21 protein-coding genes and 1 tRNA gene are annotated in these 25641 nt (G+C 61.6%); 3 read left to right on the top strand and 19 right to left on the bottom strand.

Annotated features, from left to right (window positions below; translation table 11 throughout):
- Positions 1-151: 151 nt before the first annotated feature.
- The 7 genes from RAD10_RS03145 to RAD10_RS03115 form a co-directional block, all read right to left on the bottom strand.
- Complete coding sequence (locus RAD10_RS03145; RefSeq protein ID WP_461616291.1) at positions 152-376, bottom strand: hypothetical protein; 225 nt, start codon at positions 374-376, stop codon at positions 152-154.
- Between the two features lie 1266 nt (positions 377-1642).
- Positions 1643-2548: a hypothetical protein gene (locus RAD10_RS03140; RefSeq protein ID WP_461616290.1), complete on the bottom strand. Its 906-nt coding sequence runs from the start codon at positions 2546-2548 to the stop codon at positions 1643-1645.
- A 3-nt stretch (positions 2549-2551) separates the two neighbouring features.
- The gene (locus tag RAD10_RS03135) at positions 2552-3055 is read right to left on the bottom strand and encodes a hypothetical protein (RefSeq protein WP_461616289.1); all 504 of its coding nucleotides are present in this window, start codon (positions 3053-3055) and stop codon (positions 2552-2554) included.
- A 91-nt stretch (positions 3056-3146) separates the two neighbouring features.
- A complete protein-coding gene (locus tag RAD10_RS03130; protein ID WP_461616288.1) occupies positions 3147-3413 on the bottom strand; it encodes a hypothetical protein in 267 nt (88 codons plus the stop codon).
- 111 nt (positions 3414-3524) lie between these two features.
- A complete protein-coding gene (locus RAD10_RS03125; protein WP_461616287.1) occupies positions 3525-4001 on the bottom strand; it encodes a hypothetical protein in 477 nt (158 codons plus the stop codon).
- A complete protein-coding gene (locus RAD10_RS03120; protein WP_461616286.1) occupies positions 3998-4378 on the bottom strand; it encodes a hypothetical protein in 381 nt (126 codons plus the stop codon). Before RAD10_RS03120 ends, RAD10_RS03125 begins: the two co-directional genes overlap by 4 nt.
- Positions 4375-4869: a hypothetical protein gene (locus RAD10_RS03115; protein WP_461616285.1), complete on the bottom strand. Its 495-nt coding sequence runs from the start codon at positions 4867-4869 to the stop codon at positions 4375-4377. The genes RAD10_RS03120 and RAD10_RS03115 overlap by 4 nt, the downstream gene beginning before the upstream one ends.
- Positions 4870-5024: 155 nt before the next feature.
- Here RAD10_RS03115 and RAD10_RS03110 point away from each other — a divergent pair, with 155 nt between their 5' ends.
- The 3 genes from RAD10_RS03110 (at position 5025) to RAD10_RS03100 (ending at position 8747) form a co-directional block, all read left to right on the top strand.
- Complete coding sequence (locus RAD10_RS03110; protein WP_461616284.1) at positions 5025-6488, top strand: serine/threonine-protein kinase; 1464 nt, start codon at positions 5025-5027, stop codon at positions 6486-6488.
- A 599-nt stretch (positions 6489-7087) separates the two neighbouring features.
- A complete protein-coding gene (locus tag RAD10_RS03105) occupies positions 7088-7369 on the top strand; it encodes a hypothetical protein (RefSeq protein WP_461616283.1) in 282 nt (93 codons plus the stop codon).
- Positions 7317-8747 (top strand): hypothetical protein, encoded by a 1431-nt coding sequence (locus RAD10_RS03100; RefSeq protein WP_461616282.1) that lies wholly within the window; start codon positions 7317-7319, stop codon positions 8745-8747. Before RAD10_RS03105 ends, RAD10_RS03100 begins: the two co-directional genes overlap by 53 nt.
- Positions 8748-8820: 73 nt before the next feature.
- Here RAD10_RS03100 and RAD10_RS03095 read toward each other — a convergent pair.
- The 12 genes from RAD10_RS03095 to RAD10_RS03040 all read right to left on the bottom strand — a co-directional run bounded on the left by RAD10_RS03095 (position 8821) and on the right by RAD10_RS03040 (position 25464).
- Positions 8821-8897 (bottom strand) — tRNA-Arg (locus RAD10_RS03095).
- Between the two features lie 61 nt (positions 8898-8958).
- Complete coding sequence (locus RAD10_RS03090) at positions 8959-10038, bottom strand: sensor domain-containing diguanylate cyclase (protein WP_461616281.1); 1080 nt, start codon at positions 10036-10038, stop codon at positions 8959-8961.
- The gene (locus tag RAD10_RS03085; protein ID WP_461616280.1) at positions 10038-13160 is read right to left on the bottom strand and encodes an EAL domain-containing protein; all 3123 of its coding nucleotides are present in this window, start codon (positions 13158-13160) and stop codon (positions 10038-10040) included. Before RAD10_RS03085 ends, RAD10_RS03090 begins: the two co-directional genes overlap by 1 nt.
- 174 nt (positions 13161-13334) lie before the next feature.
- Positions 13335-14420, bottom strand: coding sequence for a branched-chain amino acid ABC transporter permease (locus RAD10_RS03080; RefSeq protein WP_461616279.1), 1086 nt, complete (start codon positions 14418-14420; stop codon positions 13335-13337).
- A complete protein-coding gene (locus tag RAD10_RS03075; RefSeq protein ID WP_018319497.1) occupies positions 14417-15427 on the bottom strand; it encodes a branched-chain amino acid ABC transporter permease in 1011 nt (336 codons plus the stop codon). Before RAD10_RS03075 ends, RAD10_RS03080 begins: the two co-directional genes overlap by 4 nt.
- Positions 15424-16146 carry a branched-chain amino acid ABC transporter ATP-binding protein gene (locus RAD10_RS03070; RefSeq protein WP_461616278.1) on the bottom strand — a complete coding sequence of 241 codons (723 nt, stop codon included), beginning with the start codon at positions 16144-16146 and terminating at the stop codon, positions 15424-15426. Before RAD10_RS03070 ends, RAD10_RS03075 begins: the two co-directional genes overlap by 4 nt.
- Positions 16143-16916, bottom strand: a complete 774-nt coding sequence (locus RAD10_RS03065; protein ID WP_461616277.1) for an ABC transporter ATP-binding protein — start codon at positions 16914-16916, stop codon at positions 16143-16145. Before RAD10_RS03065 ends, RAD10_RS03070 begins: the two co-directional genes overlap by 4 nt.
- A 205-nt stretch (positions 16917-17121) precedes the next feature.
- Positions 17122-18306: a substrate-binding domain-containing protein gene (locus tag RAD10_RS03060; RefSeq protein ID WP_165637579.1), complete on the bottom strand. Its 1185-nt coding sequence runs from the start codon at positions 18304-18306 to the stop codon at positions 17122-17124.
- A gap of 106 nt (positions 18307-18412) precedes the next feature.
- Complete coding sequence (locus tag RAD10_RS03055; protein ID WP_461616276.1) at positions 18413-20440, bottom strand: acyl CoA:acetate/3-ketoacid CoA transferase; 2028 nt, start codon at positions 20438-20440, stop codon at positions 18413-18415.
- A 111-nt stretch (positions 20441-20551) separates the two neighbouring features.
- Positions 20552-21862, bottom strand: coding sequence for an MFS transporter (locus RAD10_RS03050; RefSeq protein ID WP_461616275.1), 1311 nt, complete (start codon positions 21860-21862; stop codon positions 20552-20554).
- Between the two features lie 199 nt (positions 21863-22061).
- Positions 22062-23504, bottom strand: a complete 1443-nt coding sequence (locus RAD10_RS03045) for a sigma-54 interaction domain-containing protein (RefSeq protein ID WP_461616274.1) — start codon at positions 23502-23504, stop codon at positions 22062-22064.
- 223 nt (positions 23505-23727) lie between these two features.
- On the bottom strand, positions 23728-25464 hold the full coding sequence (locus RAD10_RS03040) for a putative bifunctional diguanylate cyclase/phosphodiesterase (RefSeq protein WP_461616273.1): 1737 nt from the start codon (positions 25462-25464) through the stop codon (positions 23728-23730).
- Between the last annotated feature and the right edge of the window lie 177 nt (positions 25465-25641).

Below are 25641 nucleotides of genomic sequence, written 5' to 3'. Positions count from 1 at the left end.
CGATTGAGTGCGAAGTAGTGGCTCGAGGCCCACAAAAACGGCCCCAGCTCCGCGGGGCAGGGTGTCGGAGCTGGGGCCTGCCGGGGTGCCCTAAGGGAAGGGCGTCGGGAAAACTAGGCAGTCTGCCAGGCGTTCCCGGCCCTGCCTCAGGTCACCGGTCCTTGTCGGGTTTGCCGTTGGGGCTGCCGTCCCCGCCGCCATTGCCCCAGCCATTGTTGCCACGAGGGCCATGCTTCAAGCCGCCGCCGGAATGGGCGATGGCTGTGCTGGTCAGAGAAGTCGAAAGCAAGGCTGTGATCACAGGTGGGGTCACCACCGCGAACTTTCCGCAGTTCTTTAGGAATTCGCGCCGATCATCATCTTCTTGTTCTGGCATCGCCACCCTCCACCATGGATTAAATTATTTAATCCGATATTTAATAATTAAACAAGATAATAGTTCCACGAAGTGTGACTGAGCGGCGCCCGGTCGTTGGGGTCCTCGTTTTCCTGCAATATTTTCATGGGGGTAGGGACTGACCGCCGGGATCCTAAGTGTCCGAAGTTAGCTGGGCGAGTGTCCTAAATTCGATAGTGACGCAAATTTGGATCGGCTCTAAAATCGTTCTCGCTTCGGAACGAGGCGGTGTTTTGGAGCCAGACCATGCGCGAGTATCGGGCCTATTTGATCGGTGCCAATGGGCACATAGAACAACGGGTTGACCTTGAAGTGCCAGATGAGACGGCAGCAAGGGAGAGAGCCAAACAGCTTGTGGACGGACACGCAGTAGAGCTTTGGGAGGGCGGTACCAAGATCGAGAGGTATGAGCCCATCAGCAGGCACTGAAGGTGCGACGGCGCACGCTATATTTTAGCGTGTCGTTAATATGGCTCGCCGTGCTCGCTATCTTCTTCCTGTACCTCCTGATGAAGTAAGGGCCGCCTCAGTGGGCAGGCCTGGCTTCTTAGGAACTACCGGCAAGTCTCAGGCTTGGTGCTGGCTCCGGCTCCATGCCCCCCGTGGGCCGGAGTAGTCCAACGGCCCCAGTCGCCGCCAAACGGCTGGGGCCGTTTTTTTGCGGCTATCGCGTTCGATGGCCTGTGATTGCGGGCGGTGGGGTGCCTCGATCAAAGTCGGGCCTGACGTCAGCGTCCCGACTACCGCAGTTCAGGCAGACGAAGCGGGACTCAACATCGGACAGACGCAGCTCGTCCGACCATTGGTCGGCTTCTAGCGCTGTATGATGGCCGCAATGGCAGTAGACCAAAACGCCGCGCAAGCCCATCTCGCGCATCTCACCGAAGGTGATCTTGAGTGGCCGGCCGTCGGCATGCGTGGGAGTGTGGCGGCGAATAGGACGAGGCATGGCCACCATCGAAGCGCGTCGCGGGCGAGAGTCAAATTATCAATCCCTAGTGGGCTGGATGATGAGCTAGGCACTGCACATCGTGGATCTCGAAAGCCAACTGCGCGTGAATCGGGAATTGATGGGGGCTTCGCCGACGGGCACTATTTGAAACATCACGATCGGACACGTAGCGCCTTCCTCAAATCTAGAATCTTAGATTCTTAAGGTTTGAGTCTATGTGACCGTGGATTGGACTCACACAATTCCGTCCGCGCGTTCACGCGCGCTTGTTCACATCCATCAACATATCTTGCCTAACTGGCCTCCTCACTGTTCCACTCCAGATCGCATACCACGCGAGCCTCGACTGATGCCTCGGCACTAAAGTGCTTTGCATTCTCCGACAGGAGCTTCCTAGCGGCCTCCTCAGCCTCCTTCTTGGAGTTGCATTTCTCATACGCGACGCTGCTGGATTCACCTGACCGTCTGAATGCATCCCAGCGGATGATCTCGACCGAGGCATACCAAGTGCCTTTTCCCGTGCGATATCTCGCCCGGATCTCGCCGCGGCGATCAGCGGCCTCGGCTACTCCCAACCAAAGCTGATTTAAATCATCCCTGGCGAGCCTGCGAGCTTCGAACGCCAAGCCTTTCAGCGATTGTTCACTTAATGATTCCAGCTTTCCCTCGACGGCGAAAAGCTTTGTCCGAATTTCATCGATTGCCGCTTTCGCCTCATAGGTCAAAGGAGGGGGCTTTCTAGCGACTCCCTTCACGGCCTTCAAAGGAGGGTTCGAAGGCTTCAGTCGATCAAACACATCTTCCGAGATAAGATCGATGTCATGCTTGCTTGGCGTCCAACGATTCTCTCTCTGCCACCTTTCGCGATTTAGCTTTGGCGCTAAGTCGACAACCTTTGATCCTTTTGTGCGTATCGACCGCTCCAGCGCATCGTGCGTATCCATCGCTTCTACAGCGCCCCGCCATAGAGAGTCTTGAATTTTGCCAGCACTGTCGAAACCCAGATAGGTTCCTTCAATATTGACAATCCGGGCGGGCTTGCCGTTTTCGACCTCGATGATCGCGTTAGCGACCTTCTGTTTCGTGCCGGCAAACTGGGGCAAAGCGTCACGGCCCTGACAAAGGCCATCCATGACACGTCGCGAAATACGTTGAAGCCCGTCAGGCGCGAACAGGTAAAATCGAACTGATACAGGCACTGCCTATCTCTTCTTGGGATTATGAATGCGGCGAGTCTTCTCTCGAGCTTCATCCAATTTTCTAATACTTTCATAGAAGTCGCTCTCGGCGACGCTGTGCTGCGTTAGCTGATCAACGAGCTCGGCTGCCACCATCCGCAGGCCTGATCTGACGATGCCGGCAATGGCTTCTTCGCGATCGAAGGTGCCATCTGCCTCCCAACGCTGCCGCTCGGACTCGCTAACTTCCTTGATCCAAGGTCTGTATTCAAGCTTTGCCTCGTGACCATTAAGGATCTGATGGATCACCTTCGGTGCCGGAAGAGCGCCATCGTGGGCATCAGTGTAGTCCCTGATGGATGCAGACAACTTTTCCAGCTGAGGTAAAAGCTCTAACGGCTTGCCTGAGCCGCTGGTCATTCGGAGGAAGTTCGCTGCAAATCTGCGGAGGTCACGTCTCAACTGGTCATGAACCCGTTGTTTCCTGATTTCCGCTTCGGACTGCTCGCTTACGACACGCAACACCATTGCCCGGCCCCCACAGCCCGCGCATGATTCCCCATCGCCGGCGCCGGAGCAACAGCAAAGGGCGGCTTCTGAAGCATTTGGCTGTGCCGCTTCATGACCTGCCGGGCCCAATGCTGGAAGCTTGAGCGTGGAGCCTGGTTCGGTCTCCGGTCATTTCTTCAACGTAGTCGTCAATGGCCTTCATCAGCTTCTCGCGGTCGGCGCGGAAGTCTTTCCTGCCGAAGATGAGATAGTAGCGCAGCCGGCCAAGTTCGGCGAGGTCGGAAGCAATGTCTTGGGCGCGCGCTTCTTCGTCACGTTGGCGCATCCGCTCTTGATGATACGCCTTCGCGGCCGCTCTGTTCTCTGCCTTGGTCATGGGACACGATAAGGGCGAGTCGGGCCCGAGAGCCAGCCGCTGGAGCTTTGGGGGCCGCGCCAACTAGATCGCAACTGATAGGTCAATATCGATGAAGGGCCGTGCCGTATTTTACTTCTTCGCCCCTGTCTTAGGAATCTCGATCGTCCGGTATGCCGCCGCTACCCTTGCCGACACGACTAAAGGGTGTTCGCCTCCAGATTTTGCTATGGACTGCTGCATCGTAGATGCGTCCGCCGCCGAAATTGCGAGAGCCTTACGAGAACTCAGCAGTTCGCGATCGGCGAAGGTAACCTGCGCAAATTTATTGAGCCCTGCTGCCCGCATTCTCGCCGCCGATGATGCAGTAATCACCATGAGTGCAAGGTTGCGATTTTCGCCGGAAATATTCAAATCCGAAACACAAACGAGCGAGCATTGCTGACCGTCAGCCGTAATTGCGCAGATCGCCTTGGTAAATCCAACGAGGGTCGCAAAATCGCTCGACACTTGCGACGCCACCGGCTTGCCGACCACCTGGTCGCAGTCGCCTAAAGCCGGCACTATTGAAAGAAAGATAGCCGCCGCGGCAAGGCTGATTCGGGTCATCTGCTCTTGCTCTCCTTAGCCTTGATCCGAAATTTGGATCGCGAAATGATCTGGTCAACCCATGCGCATGTATCGGTGCCGCAGTACTTTCGTAGAACCCCGGGTTCTGGATAGGCTACTTCCCACCTAAACGTGAAGGCCGCCGGATCCTTGCCGCGCTTGTTCAGAAAACTCCGCACAATCGTGAGGGGTTCATTGTTTTCAAACTTCATCACAAGTGCTGGGAGGAGATAGCTTAGGGCCTCATCAGAAATGCGATGCTGAGGGATATGCTGGTGGTAAGCGCGGGTGAATTTGCCGTGGTGATACCGTCGGACAACGAGGCAAAGCTCCTTGGCCTTAAGGTCGGGGCACAGCTCGAAGGCTTCGTCCATCATTCGACCCCAGCGATGCGGCGGATCGTTTGAGTGTCGCCACAAACTAACAAAGGAATTTGAGGCAGCCACAGCGCGTTACCGCGCCGCCAGTGGATCCAAAACTCGACGTACTTCTTCCCCAGTGCCTCGACCGCTACCCCGTCCTTATATTTGGCCTGGACTCTGAGCTCCTTTTCTTCACTAGGCTTGAGCATGAAAGGCTTGAACGCCTCTTTGCCCAATTGGCCTCGCACAATGCTTTCAACTTCGGGGCCGTCGGCCAGAAAGTAGACACCCTTCCGCTCATTGGCATAGGTGATCATCACGTCATAGTTCGTGATGTTCTTGATCCGGACGTGAACGAGTGTATTGCCGAACGCATTTTGCGTTGTAAGAGAGCCGACCGGTCGCCCCTTGTAGAAGCGATCCCCGAATGATGCGATTCCGCCGAGCATGCCGACTACGCCACCGACCATGCCAATGATGGCTGGCCATCCCAAAGCTTCTGTCATGTGTTATCCGAGGCTTCTCGAAAGGTCTGATCCAAAGAAACGGCTGAAACTAAATTTGTGGCTTGATTGCAGCACAAGTGACGCGCAACTTACAAGAGCCTAGATAATGCAGGCACAGGATTCGCCGATGCGCGACGAACAGAGGAGGCGCGTTGTTGACGACGATCAGGCTTAAGCACGATTGGGTACTCGGCGACCGGCTCGGGGCCGGCGGCTTTGGTCAGGTATTCGCCGCTGAAAATCAGGACGGTCTCAAAGCCGCTGTGAAGTTGGTACCGAAAGCTCCCGGCGCGAGCCGAGAACTGTTGTTTGTGGACTTAAAGGGTGCTCGTGGAATTATCCCGATCATAGATAGCGGCGAGCATGGCGAGAACTGGGTCCTTGTTATGCCCCGCGCAAGAAAATCCCTGCGAGACCATTTGACGGACACTGTGGCGCCCCTCAGTACGTCGGAAGCGACGTCGATTTTGATCGACATTGCTTCCTCTCTCTCGGAGCTGGATGGCAGGGTTGTCCATAGAGACCTGAAACCCCAAAACGTTCTCTACCTAGACGGCAAGTGGTGTCTGTCGGATTTTGGCATTTCGAGATACGCCGAGGCAACTACGGCAGCCGACACTCAAAAGTATGCTCTCAGCCCCCCCTACGCGGCTCCAGAACGATGGCGAGCTGAGAGGGCAACTGGTGCTGCTGACGTCTATGCTTTCGGGGTTATGGCATTTGAACTGCTCGTTGGCCGCAAACCGTTTCTTGGCCCTCACGTTGAAGACTATCGAGAGCAACACCTTCACAATGAACCTCCGACCATTGACGTAGGGTCGTCAGTTCTGAAGGCCATTGTCACGGAGACGCTATTCAAGGCCCCTGGTGCTCGTCCCTCAGCTTCGAACTTGCTTGCTCGACTGACGCGATCACAACAACAACGCTCTGGCGGTCTAGGAAAGCTTAGCGAGGCACATCTTGGCGAAGTCGCCAAACAGAGCGAAGCGGAGCGGAAGGCGTCCGCAGCTCGCACCGCTACAGAACAGCGTGCCGATCTTTTCCAGAGCGCGTCCGCACTGCTCGACGGCTTACATGGGGAACTGTCTGAAGCGATTTTAGAGGCCGCACCTAGTGCGAAGAAGGGAAGGGCAGGGAAGAGGAATGGTGTCACTATCTCGCTTGGCACGGCTCAGCTCGAATTGGTGCCCCTTGCGAAGACGCCGCCCTCTCCTTGGGAGTGGGAAGCTCCGTCATTCGATGTGATAGCCCACGCCGGTATTATTCTTCGTGTTCCCCGCGACCGATATGACTTCGAAGGAAGAAGTCATTCGCTATGGTATTGCGACGCGCTCCAGGCGGGGCGATTTGAGTGGATCGAAACGGCCTTCATGGTCTCGCCCTTGATGGGTAGAAACACGACGATGCGGCCTTTTATGGCGGATCCGGGGATTGAGGCGGCGAAGGCGCTCTGGGCCGGTATGGCTGAATTTCAGCTGGCCTGGCCAATGGAGCCAGTTGAATCAGAGGCGTTCATTGAACGTTGGGCCGGCTGGCTCGCAGATGCCGCGCAGGGCCGCTTGCATGCGCCTTCAACCATGCCAGAGAGGCCCGTTCCCCAAAACTGGCGTCGGAAATAGACAGCGTGGTTGGGGCGTGGTTACTTGCATAGTGCTTGCGGTCACGGCCGGACTGCGGCGGGGTGATGATTCTGGCAGCAGGCATGCCGGAGGATTCCTCCGGGGGGCTATCCGCAAGCCGCTAGGGCTGGGTCAGTAGGGCAGTGGTACCGCTAGTGGTTCGTCAAGATGGAATTTCGCAGGCCAAGGGAGGAGTTTTCGCCTGCGAAAGGGAGACGAACAAAATGGGCACCCAGCTGCAAAGCGCAGCCGAATTGGTTAAGACCGGTTAAGCTTCGTGGCTGAACCTCGAAATTGAGACGTCCCCACAGGCTGTGCCCAAATATATTTTTCACCTCTAGGATGTCCAAAAACGACTGCTCATAAGCGTTTGTCCCAGGGCACCCTAGTCGAGTCAACGATGTTTTGACGCACAGGCGAGTCCCGGAACCGGCTTGTAGCGTCAAATAAACTGCGTCGACATAAGCGAGCCTCGGCGAAGCAATCTGGCAGAACGTGCGAGCGCGGCTATTTGACAGGTGGTTCCGCTTGGCACATTTTGATTCGTAGATCGTTGTTCCGGTTGAATTTTCCGCACATCAACCCTGGGAACGCCTCGCATGCTGGCTCTCAATTATCTCGGATTGGCGGTGGGCCTTTCGTTGGCCGCTGTCATGTTCTCCATTGCCTATAAACTGTTCCGCCTGAATCGCTTCGAGGCGAAGAAGAGTGCATTGCGTGTCAAGGGTGTTTCCGACGCCGTGATGGGCCGTGCCCGCACGCGCGACGATTGGCTGCCCGATGGCCGCATCAAGGGTGGCATGATTTTCAATAGAAGAGATAATCGCATTGAAGTCTGCGGACGACTGTCAGACGAAGCTTTCGACCGCATCTTCCGTTGAAAGCCTTCCCCTAGATCCAACTAAGCGACCGTACGTCGGCTGGATTCCCACCGTCAACGGGCGCTTGTCATTTCGGCATATAGGGGACGCCCGTCGCCCTACTGAATCGATCTTCGCGAATCTGGATACCGGTGCAGAGCGAGTTATAGTCGCGTATCAACATCGCCCGCTTAGCGACGTCCTTTTTCCTCGACTAATCCATTGGTGGTACAACATCAGTGGGGATTTTTGGTTCACGCTAACAGCAAAGTCGGACAATAGTCCGCTGGCCGCAGACTGGATTCGCGGGAAAATTCATATCTTCAAGAGCCGGCAAGATTGGAGGACGTTTGCCGATCAGGCCGTCCGTTCTTACGTCCGAGAGATCAATAGCCTTCGATTCTTGCATGTTACCGATGTTCCTAGCCAAGCCAATCTCGCGTTTGACCGAGCGGGGAAGCTCGTGGATGAGCGCGCAGACATCGAAATAGAATTTGATCTCGATCGGAATGGAGAGGTTTATTTCGGCCAACCCTTTTTCAGGGAGACCGCGCTACAGCGAGCGTCAGAAGAGTTCGCCGAAAATGGTGGCCACAATATCCGCAAATGGGTTGCGGATCAGTGCTATTTCTTCCTTCGCGACATCAGCCACACTCATCAGCACCACGAAGCAAGTTCGGACACCATCCTCATTCTGCAAGATCGAGGTGATGATATTGAGTGGCGCAAGAAGATCATCTTCTCGCTGCAGTACGCAATTATCAGGTTCAAACGAGATCCAGATGCTCGATCAACCGCGCGAGCCATGGGAATTTTGGCCTACTGCAACAGCTTCAGTGCTTGTTGCAAAGCAAAATTGCAGCCACAACAGTTTGCCGCCTTCCCTGACTTCAACGTCGATGCGTTGCTTCTTTCACTGCAAGCTAAGGCAGATGAAATCAGTACCGCTGAGCAGATAATTTCAAACAGGCAGAACGGCGAATTGGCAAAGGTGGTGGCGTCAAGAACGATTGCGCTGGCTTTCGTTGCCATTTTGGTCGCCGCGGTCGCGATTTTGATCCAGCCACGGATCTCATCGCAAGAGAGGGATGATTTTCCGCTTCTCTTTCAAGTGAGCACGTTTGCGGCCGAGAATTTTTTCAGCTTTCTGGGTCTGTCAGGCGTAATTCTCATAGTGACGTGGGTTCTCACTGCCTTCAACCTGCGAGTAGCAAACCGGCGCCTTGCGCGCTCCCTATTGGAAGCGACCTACGTCCGGAGTCGAAGCGCTGTTGCAGTGTTCGCCTTTGGCGCGTCGGTGGTCGTCGCGTTTACTTTATGGCGGTTCTGGCCAGCGATGAGCAACGTGCTCACAACGCTGTTTGATCTGATCCAGCTGTTTAGAGCGTCAGGTAACTAGCGCGGGTGCTTACCCAGTGCTTACCCGAGAGATTCGATCGGGAGCGCAAAACCTAAGAAGTACCTGAAATCATTGGCGCACCCGACACGATTCGAACGTGTGACCTTTGCCTTCGGAGGGCAACGCTCTATCCAGCTGAGCTACGGGTGCAGTGCTCGCTCATTTAGCCGATTGGCGCGGGGCGGGCAACCGGTTCTCGCCACATTGCGCTTTAAGCGGTTTTGCGCCGGAAAGGGCCCGGAACCGCTGCGGCTTCCCGGCCGAGGCTTGCGAATTCGGCAAGCACCCTTTCGGCGCAGATGACGCGGTTGCGGCCGAGGCGTTTGGCCACATAGAGCGCCTCGTCGGCCGCGCCCAGCAGCCGGTCAGGCCCGCCATCGGCGCCGCCGGGAATGTGGCTGGCGACCCCGACGCTGAGGGTGACGTGGTCGCCGGCACCGATGGCGCCGTGGGCGATCCGCAAGGCGATGACGGCGCAGCGGATCTCGTCGGCGATGACGCAGGCGGTATCGCAATCCATGTCCGGCAGGATCAGCGCGAACTCCTCGCCGCCATAGCGGCTGGCGAGATCGAGCGGGCGCACGGCATGCCGGCTGACCACCGAAGCGACCGCGCGCAGGCATTCGTCGCCGGTCTGGTGGCCGTGGTGGTCGTTGAACAGCTTGAAATGATCGACGTCGACGAACAGCAGCGCCAGCGGCTTCTGCGTGCGGTGGGCGCGGGCCCATTCGCTCATCAGCATCTGGTCGAACGAGCGGCGGTTCGACAGGCCGGTCAACCCGTCCTTGGTCGCGAGCTCCTTCAGCGCCATCTCGGCGCGCTTCTGGTCGGTGAGGTCGCGCAGCGTCTCCACCACGGCGATCAGATGGCCGGCCTCGTCATGGATCGGACCGGCGTCGATGGCGAGATAGAGCTGGCTGCCGAGCTTCGGCATCGTGCACCAGTTTTCCGCGGAAAAGCCGAGCCCGTTATGGCCGCGCGCGGCATACTCCGAATAGAACTCCGGAAGCCGCTCGGGCCGATCGAGTGCGACGAGATCTGCGAGGCAGGGGCGCCTCGTCTCGTAGAACGCCTGCCAGTGCTTGCTGGTGCCGATCACCTCGGATGCGGCGAGGCCGGTCAACCGCTCGCAAGCCCTGTTCCAGATCACGACGCGGCGCTTGGGATCGATCACGAAGGTCGGCACCACCAGATGCTGCATCAATCGCACGGCATAGGAATCCGCGACGTCGACGGCTTTCGCCGACGCCTTGTTCGAGACCTTCCCTGACGGCTTCCCTGGCTTCGGCATCAGGCCACCGCCGCCACTGGCAAGGCTCCGGGCAGGCCATCGCCCGAGCCGAACAGTTTCCGCACCTCGCTGGCCGGCTTCGGCGGGCTGAACAGGTAACCCTGCATCTGCGTACAGCCGAGCGCGCGCAGCAGCTCGCGCTGCGCCTCGGTCTCGACGCCCTCGGCAACCGTGGTCATGCTGCTGGCGGCCGCGATGTTCACCACCGCCTGCACGATCACGGGTGCGCCGCTCGTCTCCGCGATGTCGGCGACGAAGCAGCGGTCGATCTTGATCTTGTCGAACGGGAAGCGCTTGAGATAGCTGAGCGAGGAGTAGCCGGTGCCGAAATCGTCGAGCGCGATGCGCACGCCGATCGAGCGGAGCTGGTGCAGGATCGAGAGCGCGGCTTCGTCGTCGCGGATCAGCACGGCCTCGGTGATCTCGAGCTCGAGCCGGCGCGGGTCCAGCCCGGAGGCGGCGAGCGCGCCCGCGATCCGGAGCGCCAGCGTGTCGCATTTGAGCTGCACGGGGGACACGTTGACGGCGACGCGGACATGCGACGGCCAGGTCGCGGCCTCGTTGCAGGCCATGCGCAGCACCCAGTCGCCAAGCTCGTTGATCAGGCCGGTGTCCTCGGCGACGGGAATGAACTCCGCGGGCGACACCATGCCGCGTTCTGGATGGCGCCAGCGCAGCAGCGCCTCGCAACCCGCCACGTCGTTGGTGCGCAGGTCGACCAGCGGCTGATAGTGAATCTCGAAGCCGCCGTTCACCAGGGCCTGCCGCAGATCCTGCTCCATGCTGAGGCGCGCCTTGGCGCAGGCATCCATCTCCGGCTCGAAGAAGCGATGGGTGCGGCGCCCCTCGGCCTTGGCGCCGTACATCGCGAGATCCGCGTTCTTGATGAGCTGGTCGAGATCGGTGCCGTCCTGCGGCGCAAGCGCGATTCCGATGCTCGCGTCGGTGGAGAGCTGATGGCCGAGACAGTGATAGGGCTGCCGGATCGCCTCGTAGATCCGTGTCACGAAGGCCAGCACGTCGGCAGGGGATTGGATGCCGGTCTGGATCACGGCGAACTCGTCGCCGCCGAGCCGCGCGATCAAATCGTCCTGCTTGAGGCAGCCGCGGAGGCGGCCCGCGATCGCCTTCAACAGCTCGTCGCCGACGTGGTGGCCGAGTGAATCATTGATGCCCTTGAATTCGTCGACGTCGATATAGAGCAGCGCAAACTGCCCGCCATCGGCGACCTTCGCCAGCTCGCGTTCGATCTGCTCGCGGAACAGCGTGCGGTTCGGCAGATCGGTCAGCGCATCGTAATGCGCCATATGCGCGATCTTCTCGTGGGCGCGCCGACGCTCGGTGACGTCCTCGACGACATTGATGATGTAGCGCGGCTCGCCGGACTTGTCGCGGATGCCGATCCGGGTCGAGGTGATATAGCGCCGTCCGGTGGCCGGGGTATTCCAGATGTGCTCATCCAGGAACAGGCCGTTCGGCGATTGCAGCAGCTTGTCGTCGTCCCGGGTGATGATCTCGGCGTCTTGCGTCGGGTAAAGGTCGAACGCGCTCTTGCCGACGATCGACTCCGGGGTTTCGCCGAGCTGTTGCTCGGCCACCTGGTTGGCCAGGAGGTAGCGCCGCGTTCGGGCATCCTTCACGGTGATCCGCGAAGGAATATGGTCGATGATCTCGCGCAGGAAGGTGTGGTTGCGATCGCGCTCCTGTTCCAGGTGGCGGCGATCGGTGATGTCTTCGATCGTGGCGACCCAGCCGCCCTGGGCGAGCGGGGTGTTGATGACCTGGAAGGCGCGGCCATTGGCCAGTTGATGAATTCGCGTGGAGACCGTGCCGTCGGCGACGACGCTCATCACGTCCGCACAAAATTCCTCGACGTCGCCGTCAAACGCGCCGCGCTCCTGGCGATGATACATCGCCTCGCGGATGTGACAGCCGGGCTTGATGACGTCATGGGAGAGGCCGAACATGTCGGCGTAGCGTCGGTTGCAGGTGACGATGGTGCCGCTCGCGTCGTAGAGGATCAGCCCCTGCGTCATGTTGTTCAAGGCGGTGTCGAGCCGCAGTCGCTCCGCTTCCAGCCGTTCCTGCGCTTCGCGGTTCTGCCGGTTGATCAGGCGGATGATCAGATAAAGGATCAGTGCGATCACGGCAGCCGAAAGCGCGGCGGTCGTGACCATGAAGCCGGTCTGCTGCCGCCAGTCCGCCAGGGCCGCGACTGTCGTGTTGGTGGCGACGATGACCAGCGGAAAATGCGTCAGCGACGCCGCTGAGCCGAGCCGCTCCTCGCCGTCGAGCGGGCTCCTGACGCGAAGCGTTTGCTGACCGCCCTTGGTCAGCACCTTCCGCATCAGAGGCGCATCCTTGAAGCTCCGTCCGATCAGCTCCTCATGATGCGGATAACGCGCCAGCATCTTGCCTTCGCGATCGAACAGCGAGATGGCCGTGCCCTCGGCAAGCGCGACCGATGCGAAATAATGCTGGTAGCTGTCCGGATCGATCCGGCGGACCATCGCGCCGAGGAAGGTGCCGTCCGCGCCGTTCAAGCGGCGCGCTACGATCGTGGTCCATTTGTTGATGATGAAGCTGCGGACTGATTCCAGCAGCACCGGTTCGGACTGCGGATTGGTCTTGAATGTCTGAAAGTAGGCCCGCGACGAAACGTTGATCTTGGGCAGGGGCTGGGCCCGCGACCAGTTGATCAGCTCGCCGTCGGCATCGTAGATCGCGATATCGCCGAGGTAAGACACGGAGCTGATCTTGCTGCGCAGCATCTGGTTCGCCGCAGCTCCGGACATGCGCTCGCGGAACATCGTCGGCGAGGTGATCTCCATCAGGCTCATCTGACCGATTAGATCGGCGGCGACGACGTCGGAGTCCTCGAATTGCTGATCAAAATGCCGGGCGATCAGCTGGACCGTGTTTTCCAGCTCGCGCTCGCGGTTGGCCAGGGTGCGATCGCGAAATTCACCGACGGCCACGGCCGTCACACCGAAGATGCCCGCGACCAGCAACACGCCGCACAGGGTCAGCCACAGGACAGGACCACGTCGCGCCAAGGCCTCCCAGCCGTTCCTTGCGGCTCGAGACATTCCGGCTGCCACCGTGGAAAAAACCTGGCGCATTCCCCCTCCCTGGAGGGACACGAATACACCGCACAAATGGCCTAAACCTTAGGAAAGCCAGTTACCTAAGCATTAATCCAGTTGCGCAATCGCGTCCGTATGCAGCGGAGCGGGAATCGCGTTACGGTTGTGCGGCAGGTGCGGCAATCGCCGCACTGCATCATTAATCGCGCCTTAATGCGAGCTGCCGGCGCTCTTGTCGCCGGCGGGATTGCGCAGCCGTCCGACCACGCCGGTTGGGAAGAAGTAGACGCTGGCGATGAACAGCAGGCCGAGCCACAGCAGCCAGCGGTCGGGATGCAGCAGCCCCGGCAGCAGCGGCAGGCCGGCCTCCGACGCCGCCGTGGAGGCGACGCCCATCAGCGACTGCAAATAGTTCTGGGCGAGGATGAAGATGGTAGCGCCGATGATCGCGCCGTAGATCGTGCCCATGCCGCCGATCACGACCATCAGCAGGATGTCCAGCATGATCGAGAAGCTGAGCGAGGTATCGGGACCGGCATAGCGCAGCCACAGCGCATTCAGGATGCCGGCACTGGCGGCGACCAGCGCGGCGATGCAGTTGGCATAGGTCAGGTGGAACACCGTGCGGAAACCGAGCGCCTCGGCGCGAAAGCGGTTCTCGCGGATCGCCTGCAGCACGCGCCCGAACGGCGAGTTCACGACGCGCAGCAGCGCGAGGATCATCAGCGCCGAGATGGCGAATACCAGATAGAAAGTCAGGATCCGGCCGTTGATCTCGAAGCCGATCAGGCTCTTTGGGATCAGCACCGTGCCGGGGCGGAGCAACTCGGGCAGTTGGAAGCTGCGCCCGTCCTCGCCGCCGGTGAGCCAGGACAGCTGCGAAGCCAGCACCTGGAAGGCGGAGGCGACTGCCAGCGTGATCATGGCAAAGAAGATCGCGGCGACCCGCAGCGAAAACAGCCCAATGGCGAGCGCGAGCAGGGCCGCGAGCGGCAGTCCGACCACGATGCCGGTGGCGACCGCGGCCCAGTTCGGGCCCATCCCGTACAGCGCGATGGCGATGGCGTAGCTGCCGATGCCGTAGAACATGGTGTGGGCGAACGACACCGAACCGGTATAGCCAAGCAGGAGGTCGTAGGAGGCGACCAGCGCGGCGAAGACGCAGATCTTGGCGGCGACGTTCAGTGCCTTGGCACCCGGAAACAGGAACGGCGTCGCCGCCAGCGCCAGGATGATGACGACGAGAACGAGCGTGAGGATCCGGCTACGCGGCGGATCGCCTGACAGGATCATCATCGGCTGGTCACCGCATAGAGGCCGCGCGGCCGCCACATCAGAATGGCGACCATCAGCAGGATGTTGGAGACGAGGGCGAGTTTCGGCACCAGGAAGCCGCCGTAATTAGCGACCATGGCCACCAGGATCGCGCCGATGAAGCAGCCGCCGATCGAGCCGAGGCCGCCGATGATGACGACGATGAAAATCAAGACGGTGAGGTCGTCGCTCATGGAGGCATGGACTTGCTCGCGATAGAGCGCCCACATCACGCCGCCGAGGCCAGCCAGCGCCGATCCCGTCATGAAAACGCCGAGGAACAGCCGGCGGATGCGATAGCCGAGCGCTTCCACCATCTCGCGGTTCTCGACGCCGGCGCGGATCAGGAGCCCGAGCTTGGTGCGGTTGAGCACGAGCTGGATCGCGATGAAGACGGCAAGGCCGATCAGCATCGCCAGCACGCGATATTTGGCGATCGCGACGTCGCCAAGGATGAAGGAGCCGCGCAGCGACGCCGGCAGCGGCATCGGGATGATCTGTGGCCCCCACAGGGCATAGAGCGTCTGCTCGGCGACGATCAGGCCGCCTGTGGTCATCAGGATCTGCTTCAGGTGCTGGCCGTAGACCGGCAGGATCAGCACGCGCTCGACGACGAGGCCGAGCGCGCCCGACACCGCCATCGAGAGCAGCGCGGCCGGCGCCAGCACAGCGAGGTTCATCCAGAGCGAATCCGCCTGAATGGATGCTGCGAATGGCGCCAGCACCAGGGTCGCGACATAGGCGCCGACGGCGATGAAGGCGCCGTGGCCGAAATTGAGCACGTCCATCAGGCCGAACACCAGCGTCAGGCCCGAGGCCATGATGAAGATCATCATGCCCATGGCAAGGCTCGCGGCGGTCAGCGTCAGCCAGGTGCTGGGCGAGCCGATCAGGGGGATGGTCACGAGGGCGAGCGCGACCGGCAGCAGGATCGGTGCGATATCGCGCTTCGGCTTCGGCAGCGGATCGGTTGCGGCAAGGTCAGTCACTGATGCGCCTCCAGGCTCAAGCCGAGCAGCCGCTCCTGCAGCGGCACGTCGGCGGCGAGCGCCGCCATCTCGCCGCGATGGACGATGGTGCCGTTGTCCATCACGAGCACGTTGTCGCCGAGCTCGCGGGCGGCAAAGAAATTCTGCTCGACCAGGAGGATCGTGGCACCCTTGCGCTTGATCTCCTTCAGGCACTCGATCAGCGCCATCACGATCGCCGGCGCGAGCCCCTTGGTCGGCTCGTCGATCAGCAAGAGCTTGCGCGGCTCGATGATGGCACGCGCGATCGAGAGCATCTGTTTCTGGCCGCCCGAGAGGCTTCCCGCCCGCGACAGCCAGAACCGGCGCAGCGCCGGGAAGAAACCAAAAATCCAGTCGAGCTGGGTGTCGTCGAGCGGCCCGTCGCGCGCCGCCAACACCAGGTTTTCCTTCACGGTGAGATCGGAGAACACGGCCATGCTCTCCGGCACGTAGCCGACACCGAGCCTTGCGATGTCGGGCGTGGCGCGGCTCTCGATACGGTCGCCGGAGAGGCTGATCTCGCCGCTGGACGCCTGCCACAGCCCCATGATGGTGCGCAGGGTCGTGGTCTTGCCGGCGCCGTTGCGGCCGAGCAGCATCGTGGTCTGCCCCTGCGGGACCGCGAGGTCGATGCCCTGGAGGATGTGATAGCGACCGATATGGGTGTGGACGCCGGAGAGTTTGAGCAGGTCGGTCATGCGGTACGCTCTGCAGTCTTGGGCGCGACACCGAGATAGGCTTCCTGCACGATCGGCGAGGCGATCACTTCGGCAGGCGGGCCGTCGGCGACGAGCTGGCCGTTATGCAGCACGATGATGCGGTCGGCGAGCGAGCGCACCACGTCCATCTTGTGCTCGACCAGCAGGATGATCTTGCTCCTGTCCTGCTTGAGCTGTGCGATCAGGTTGAGGACGACCGGGACCTCGTCGATGCTCATGCCGGCGGTCGGCTCGTCGAACATGAAGACCTTCGGTTCCAGCGCGATCATCAGGGCGACCTCGAGCTTGCGCTGGTCGCCATGCGACAGCGCGGTCGCGGCAACGCCGCGGCGGCTGCCCAGCGCGACCTGGTCGAGGATGGCGTCGGCGCGGGCGATCAGGTCGCGGCGCACCATCCAGGGCCGCAGCATGTCGTAATGGGTGCCGTTCGCCGCCTGCACTGCGAGGCGCACGTTCTCTTCCACGGTGAGGTTCGGAAAGAGGTTTGTCAGTTGGAATGCGCGTCCGAGGCCCGCGCGGGTTCGCATCGGCGCGGAGTGCTGGGTGATGTCGGTGCCGTCGAACAGGATGCTGCCGTTCGAGGCGCGTAGCTGGCCCGAGATCAGATTAAAATAGGTGGTCTTGCCGGCGCCGTTCGGCCCGACGATGGCGGTGAGCTCGCCCGGACGGAACGTGCAGGTCACGCTGTTGACCGCGACATGGCCGCCGAAGCGGATGGTGAGGTCACGGGTTTCGAGGGTGAGCGTCATGGGGGCCGGCGAATGATGAATGGAGATAGATCCGCGATCAAGCTGCGCTCCCTCCCCCGCTTGCGGGGAAGGGTAGGGGAGAGGGTGTCTCCGCAGGCGAGAATCCCCAAGAGGAGAAAGCCCTCACCCGGCGCGCGGGACGATGCTTCGCATCGCCCGGACGCGCCGACCTCTCCCGCAAGCGGGAGAGGTGAAGCAAGAAAGTTCAGCGCTTGTTGCGAACGGGAACGTCCATGTCCTCGATCTTCAGCTCGCGCACCGGCTCGAGCACGGCCCAGGCGACGTTCGGATCGACCTTGACCTTGAAGGCGTACATGCTCTGCAGCGCCTGATGGTCTTCTTTCCGGAACACCATCTTGCCCTTCGGCGTGTCGAACTCCAGGCCTTCCATCGCCGTGATCAGCTTCTCGCTGTCGGTCGACTTCGCCTTGGTGACGGCGGCGACGACGGACATCGCGGCGGCAAAGCCGCCCGCGGTGAAGAAGTCCGGCGGCGCGTTGAAGCGCTTCTGGTGCTCGGCGACCAGCCAGTCGTTCACCGGGTTCTTCGGGATCTCGTAGAAATAATAGGTCGCGCCTTCCATGCCGGGCAGGCCCTTATAGGCGGCGAGCGCCGGCAGGATGTTGCCGCCGGTAGAGAGCTCGATGCCGTAGCGCTTCGGGTCCATGTCCTGCAGCTTGGCCAGCGGATTGCCGGCGCCGGCCCAGATCACCCAGATGACCTTGCGGCCCGGCTTGTCCTTCAGCGCATCGAACAGGCGCTGGCCTACCGCGGTGAAATCGGTGGTCGAGGTCGGGGCATATTCTTCGGCAGCGAGGGTCGCGCCGGTCTTGGCGAGCGCCTCCTTGAAGGCGGCGACGCCATCGCGGCCGAACGCATAGTCCTGTGCCAGCGTTGCGACGGTGACGCCCTGCTTGCCGATCGCGACCGCATTCGAGATCGCGTCCTGCGAGGAGTTGCGCGCGGTGCGGAAGATGTAGCGATTCCACTTCTCGCCGGTAATCTGGTCCGCGACTGCGGGCTCGACGATCAGGATCTTCTTGTTCTCCTCGGCGACCGGGAGAATGGCGAGCGCCGCGGCCGACGAGGTCGTGCCGATCGCGATATCGGCCTTGTCGTCCTGATAGGCTTCGGCGAGCGCGGCCTTGGCGAGGTCCGGCTTGCCCTGGTCGTCCTTGGTGATGATGACGATCTTGCGACCATCGAGGGTCATCGTGCCCTTGGTGGCGTATTCGAAGCCCATCTTCAGGCCGGTCTCGGTCTGCTTGGCGTAGGCCTCGAGCGGACCGGTCTTGCCATAGATCAGCGCGACCTTGAGATCGTCGGCCCGTGCGGAGGTGCCCGCGGCGAGTGCGAGAATGGTTGTTGTTATGATGAGTGATCGACGCACGATGGTCCCTCCTGATTTAACGTTTCTCGGCAACAGCGATTTGCATAACACTACGAACATTGCAATTGAACCTTCCGGCCGAGCGCGTCGGCCTTTCGAGCATGCATCATTTTTGGGCTGGCCGCGCATCGCCGGCTCCCTCGGCCTGACGCCGATCCGACTGCGCTTCGTCCGCACTTTCGAAAATGTGCGGCGCGACGCCGCGCCTCTCCAGGGCTTCGCCGAGCTTGATGCGCAGGAAGCCCGACGTGGTGTAGCGCGACACGCCGGAATAGAAGCGATCGACGAGGCTGCGCACCATCGCCGAATAATCGTCCATCAACTCCGGCAAGATGGAAAAATTGTCATAATTGACGATGGCGTAGACCCGGCGGCCAAGCGGAGCGAGCCTGGCCTCGACGATACCAGCGATGGTGTCGATCTCGGCCTTGCTGCGTAGCGGATAGCGCTCGAGATTGACGAAGAACAGGTTCTGTTGCTCGTCCAGGGTGAAGCGCTGGTCGAGCGGGATGGTGAGCAGGCGCTCGCGCAAATCCATGAGACCCTCACGGAAGATGCGATCGTCCATCAGCGCCGGCTCCCGCGGCATCAGCGGCTTGAAGTCCATCAGGCGCAAAATGTCGCGCTCGATGTCGATGCCGGGCGCGACTTCGGTGAGCTCGAGCCCGTCGGCCCTGAGCTCGAACACGCAGCGTTCGGTGACATACAGCGTGCGCTGCTTGCGCGCGGCGGCGAACGGGCCGCTGAAGGTGACGTGCTCGACGCTGTCGACGAACTTGCGCGACTTGGCTTCGTCGAGAATGACGAGCTTCCCGTCCTTCACCGCGATGCGCTGCTTGCCCGCCCCGAAGGTGCCTACGAAAATGACCTCCTTGGCGTTCTGGCTGATGTTGATGAAGCCGCCGGCGCCGGCAAGCTTCGGCCCGAACTTGCTGACGTTGAGGTTGCCGGCACGGTCGACCTGGGCGAGCCCGAGGAAGGCGGCGTCCAAGCCGCCGCCGTCGTAGAAGTCGAACTGATAAGGCTGGTCAATCACCGCCTGCGTGTTGATCGCTGCGCCGAAATCGATCCCGCTCGCGGGGATGCCGCCGATCACGCCGGGCTCCGCCGTCAGCGTGATGAGGTCGATGATCCGTTCCTCGTTGGCGACGGAGGCGATCCCCTCGGGCATGCCGATGCCGAGATTGACGACGCTGTTGGCCTTCAGTTCCAGGGCGGCGCGACGGGCGATGATCTTGCGCTCGCTGACCGGCATCACCGGCAGCGAGGCGGCGCGGACACGGATCTCGCTCGAAAAGGCCGGATTGTATTGCGTGCCGAAGGTCTGCCAATGGTTCTCCGGCTTCGCCACCACGACGCAGTCGACGAGGATGCCGGGAATCTTGACCTGGCGCGGATTGAGGCTGCCGGCCTCGGCGACGCGTTCGACCTGGGCGATGACGATGCCGCCGGAATTATGCGCCGCCATGGCGATGGCGAGCGCTTCCAGCGTCAGCGCCTCCTTCTCCATGGTGAGGTTGCCGTCGGGATCGCCGGTGGTGGCGCGGATGATCCCGACGTTGATCGGGAAGGTCTTGTAAAGCAGGCACTCTTCGCCGCGTAGCGTGATCAGCTCCACCATGTCCTCGGTGGTGCGCGCGTTCAGTTTGCCGCCACCGTGCCGGGGATCGACGAAGGTGCCCATGCCGACGCGGGTGACGTGGCCGGGCCGGTGCGCGGCGATGTCGCGGAACAGGTGCGTGATGACGCCCTGCGGCAAATTATAGGCCTCGATCTGACCCGCGATCGCAAGCTGCTGCAATTTCGGCGCAAGGCCCCAATGTCCGCCGATCACGCGTCGGACCAGGCCCTCGTGCGCGAAATGGTTGAGGCCGCGATTCTTGCCGTCGCCCTGGCCCGCCGCGTAGACCAGCGTCAGATTGCGCGGCTTGCCCTGCGTATAGGGGGCATCGCCCTCGTGGGAGAGATAGAGCTCCTCCAGAGCGATCGCGATCTCCTCGGCAAAGCCGATGCCGACGAAGCCGCCGGTCGCGACCGTGTCGCCGTCACGGATCAGCATGACCGCTTCGGCCGCGGTGACGACCTTGCCCTTCTCGGAATTGCGCAAGTAAGGCAGAGCTGGGTGATGGCTCACGGCGTTCCTCCCGATCTCCTAGACCGTATGCCGTTATTGTGCGTTGATCCTATCGCGAGGAGCGACCCTGGAACAGGCCGCTCCTCGCGATGGACGAGGTGATCAGGACATTCAGCCCTGAACTATCTTGCGTGTTTCGGTGGCGAAATAGACCGAGACGATGGTGATCAGCGCCAGCGCGATCATGTAGAGCGAGATCGGCCAGGTCGCCGGCGCGTAGGCCGTCATCAGTCCCGTCGCGATCAGCGGCGACAGCGCGCCGGCGAAGATCGAGGCCAGGTTGTAGCCGAGCGAGACGCCGCTGTAGCGCACCTTGGTGCCGAACAGCTCCGACAGGAAGCTCGCCTGCGGGCCGTACATCGCGGCGTGACCGATGGCGAGGCCGAGCACGATCGCGATCCAGGCATATTGCGGGTTCCTGGTCGCCAGCAGGGTGAACAGCGGGAACGACATCAGCGCCGAGAACACCGCGCCGAAAATGTAGATCGGCCGCCGCCCGAGCCGGTCGGAGAGCGCGCCGAAGGCCGGGATGGTGAAGGTCTCGATCGCGGCGCCGATCAAGACGCCATTGAGCATGTCCTGCTTGTTCATGCCGAGCGACTGCGTGGCATAGGCGAGCACGAAGGTCGCGTAGATGTAGAAGAAGCCGTTCTCGGCAAAGCGCGCGCCCATCGCGAGCAGGATGTTCTTGGGATACATCCTGATCGCCTCGAGGATCGGCATCTTCACTTCCTGCTTGGTGTCCTTGACCTTCTGGAACTCCGGGGATTCCGCGATGGTGAAGCGGATCCACAGGCCGACCAGCACCAGCGCGATCGAGAACAGGAACGGGATGCGCCAGCCCCACGCCAGCAGCTGCGCATCGGTCAGCATCGCCGATACCACTGAGAAGACCAGCGTGCCGAGCACGAGGCCGAGCGGTGCGCCGAGCTGCGGCCAGCTGCCGTAGAAGCCCTTCTTGTCCGCGGGCGCATGCTCGACCGCCATCAGCACCGCGCCGCCCCATTCGCCGCCAAGGCCAAAGCCCTGGATCAGGCGGCAGGTGACGAGCAGGACCGCTGCCCAGATGCCGGCGGTCTCGTAGGTCGGCAGGAATCCGATCGCCGCGGTCGCCACGCCCATGATCAGCAGCGTCAGATAGAGCATGGTCTTGCGGCCGATCTTGTCGCCGTAGTGTCCGAACACGACGCCGCCGAGCGGGCGCGCGATGAAGCCGAGCGCATAGGTCGCGAACGCCAGCAGCGTTCCCATCATGGGGTCGAAGGTCGGAAAGAACAGCTTGTTGAAGATCAGCGCCGCGGCGGTGCCGTAGAGGAAGAAGTCGTACCACTCGATGGCCGTGCCGATCAGGCTCGCGGTGGCGACCGTGACGTGCGAGGGCTGTTTCGCCTGAAGCTGATGGACCGAGATCGCTTCACTCATCCTTGCGTCCTCCCTGATTTGCGAAATACGCATGTGCAGCATGCGTCATTGTGCAAAGCGAAGAGCAAGGTCCGCGCCAGATGCTGTTGGCTCGCGCAAACTGGCCTAAATCCCGGCAATTTCCGCATTGGCGCTTGGACAGAGCCGTTCGGCGCCATGTCCGGAATCCGAGACTCCGGACAGTCCATTGTCTCGAAACTCAGACAGGGGGCGGCCCTGCGGCGAGGCCGAACTTGGCGAGCTTCTTGTAGAAGGTCGCGCGCGAGATCTTCAGCATCCTGGCGGCCTCGGAGATCTGGCCGTTGCTGGCGGCGAGCGCCTGTTCGAGCGTGTGCTTCTCGAACTCGGCCTCGGCTTCGGCATAGGGCACCACGGGTCCGGCCGGGCGCTCGGATGCTGCGGGCCTGACCTCGGAGCCGACGGGAAGAATGCGGGCGACATCTTCGCCGGTCAGCCGGCCGGAATCGCTCAGGATCAGCGCCCGCTCCAGGATGTTGCGGAGCTCGCGGACGTTGCCCGGCCAGTCATAGCGCGCCAGCGCGGAAAGCGCGCTCGGCGTGATCTTCGCCTTGACGTAATCGCCGGAGGCGCTGATGTCCTCGAGCAGCCGGGCGCAGATGTCGGGGAGATCATCCAGGCATTGCCGCAGCGGCGGCAAATCGATCGAGAGCACGTTCAGGCGGTAATAGAGGTCGGGCCGGAACGCGCCGTCGCTGACGCGCTTTCGCAAATCGACATTGGTCGCGGCGACCACGCGCACGTCGACCTTGGAGATCTTGTCCGAGCCGAGCGGCTCGATCTCGCGCTCCTGCAGCACGCGCAGCAGCTTGGCCTGCAATTGCAGCGGCATCTCGCCGATCTCGTCGAGGAACAGCGTACCGCCATCGGCGATGCGGAACTTGCCCTCGCGTCCCCTGCGGTCGGCGCCGGTATAGGCGCCGGGCGCGGTGCCGAAGAACTCCGACTCGATCAGCGTGTCGGGAATCACGGCGACATTGACGCTGACGAACGGCTTCTCCGCGCGCGAGGAGGCATTGTGGATCGCCTGCGCCAGCATCTCCTTGCCTGTGCCAGTCTCGCCGGTGAGCAGCACCGTGACGCTCTGCCGCGCCGCGCGGCTTGCAAGCTGCTTGGCCTGCGCGATTCCAGGCGTGGTGCCGACGTAGTCGGCGAAGGTGAAGCGCGCCGCGCGGGCGTTGGACAATTGCCGCCGCGCCAGCCGCAAATCGCTCTCGAGCTGGGCGACGCGGGCGAGCAGGGGTTTCAGGCTTTCGAGATGGTCGTAGAGCACGAAGCCGATCGCGCCGATTACCGTGCCGTTCTCGTCCTCGATTGGCATGCGCGTGACGACCAGCTGCTCGCCGCCGAGCTCCATGATGTCGAGCAGGATCGGCTCGCCGGTCTCGGCCACCCTGCGCATCAGGCTGTTGGGGATGACCTCCTCGATCGGCCGGCCGATTGCCTCGGAGGTCCGCTTGAGACCGAGCGCCGCGAGATATTTTTCATTGACGTAGACGACGCGTCCGCCGCGGTCGATGGCGATCGCGCCCTCGCAGAGCTTCTCCAGCCGCTCGAACAGCGTTTCCATCGCGCGCGCACGGAGATAGGCGGGATCGCTGATCGAGGCGGAAGAGGCGGACATGACATATCCCGGGGGAAGTCTGCCTGTGTATTAGCAAAAGGGCGTCGATTTCAAAGGGGGAATTGGCCGGCGGGATGCGCCCGCGCCCACGACTGTCATGCCCCGGCTTGACCGGGGCATCCAGTACGCCGCGGCCTATCGATGCAACAACGACTGCCTCTGGAATACTGGGTCGCCCGGTCAAGCCGGGCGACGACACCGAGATTGGAGCGGTGGACGCACCCTACCTTCGATACCCGCTCGCCCGCGAATAGCCCTGCCGGTTCTGCTGGTGCGGGCGGCTTGCGACGCTGGCGCGTGACTCGCTGGACGCGGGCGTCGCGAGCTTCAGCTCCTCCAGGAAGATCGGCCGCGAGAAGTAATAGCCCTGGGCGTAGCGGATCTTGGTTGCGGCCTGGAGATAGGCGAGCTCCTCGTAGGATTCGAGGCCTTCGGCGATCACGGTCATGCCGAGCGCTTCGCTCAAGGATTCGATCGCGCGCAGGATGCCCTGGCTGCGCGGGCGCTTGTGGATGTCGGTGATGAAGGAGCGGTCGATCTTGATCTCGTCAGCGGTGATGTCGGCCAGCGCCGAGAGCGAGGAATAGCCGGTGCCGAAATCGTCGATCGAGATGCCGACGCCGAGCTTGCGGAACATCGGCAGGATCTCGTCCTGGAAATGATTCTTGGCGACGAAGGCGTCTTCGGTCACCTCGATCATGAAGCGCTGCGGAAAGCCGGTGTCGTCGAGCGCCCGCGCGAAGCTGCGCATGAATTCGGGGTTGCCGGCCTGCTTGGCCGCGACGTTGATGCTGATGGTCGCTTCAGCGCCGAACGTCTCGTTGATCAGGTCGATCGATTTGACGATCTCGGCGAGCACGAGATGGGTCAGCTCGTCGATCAGCCCGAGCTCGCTGGCAAGATTGATGAACGATCCTGGCGCCTGGATCACGCCTTCGTCGTCGCGCAAGCGCACCAGGGCCTCGATGCCCTTCACCGCCTGCGTGCGGATGTCGACCTTGGACTGGAAGGCGCAGCAGAAACGCTTTTCCAGGATGGCGAGCCGCAGCGACTGCTCGATCTTCATCCGCGCCAGCGCCTCGCGCTCCATGCTGGAATCGAAGAAGGCTGCCAATCCCTTGCCGTCGTTCTTGATGCGGTACATCGCGATGTCGGCATTCTGGCGCAGCGTCTCGAAGCTGCGGCCGTGATCGGGATAGAGGCTGATGCCGACCGAGGTGGAGGCGAAGAGTTCCGAATGGTCGATGAAGAACGGCGCCGTCAGCCGCTCCAGCGTCGACTGCATGAATTCGGCGACTTCCTCCTGGCTCTGGATCGGAGAGAGCAGCAGCAGGAATTCGTCGCCGGAGATGCGCGACAGCATGTCGGAATCGCGCAAGTCGCGCCCGAGCCGCTTCGACAGCTCGACCAGCAGCGCATCGCCGACGGCGTGGCCGTAATAGTCGTTGATGTGCTTGAAATTGTCGACGTCGAGGAAGGCCAGCGCGAAGCGCTCGCCGCCGCCATTCTCCGCCAGCAGATTGTTGGCGTGATGTTCGATCACGCGCCGCGAGGGCAATCCCGTCAGCTCGTCGAAATAGGCCGAGCGGAACAGCTGGTCCTCGAAATTCTTCTGCTCGGTGATGTCGGAGGACGCCGAGATCAGCAGCTCGCGTCCGGCGAGGCGAACGGGACGATGGGTCGTGAGCAGCACCTGGCGCGCGGCGCCGCCGTGAAGCGCCTCCTCGGTGACGACAGCCTGGCCGGCGCTCAGCGCCTGGCGGCAGGCTTCGCGGCGCGGCGCAAGATCGGGTGAGGGACGGCTGCCGTCCATGCCAAGCTGCGCGGCCGCGGCATCGTTAACCAACAGAAGCTCGCCATGCGCATCCTGCACGGTCAGGCCGGCCGGCAGCATTCTAACGATTTCCTTGAGAAAACCGAGTTCGGCTTCAGTCGCGCCGGAATATTGGTTGTCGTTCATAGAAGTCATGAATCTTGTTGTTTCAGCGCGCCTTTGCAATGGGCGCGATCTTGCGCGGTTCCCTCTTAGGTTTGGTTAAGGGGTACGGAGAAATACGGGGGTGTTTTGGAGAAAACTTGCGGCGATGCGACGCGCGCAGAAAATCGTCATTAACAGAGGGTCAACAGCCCATGCGAA

The sequence above is a fragment of the Bradyrhizobium sp. 23AC genome, assembly GCF_054863025.1.
This window is presented reverse-complemented; position numbering and strand designations above follow the sequence as displayed.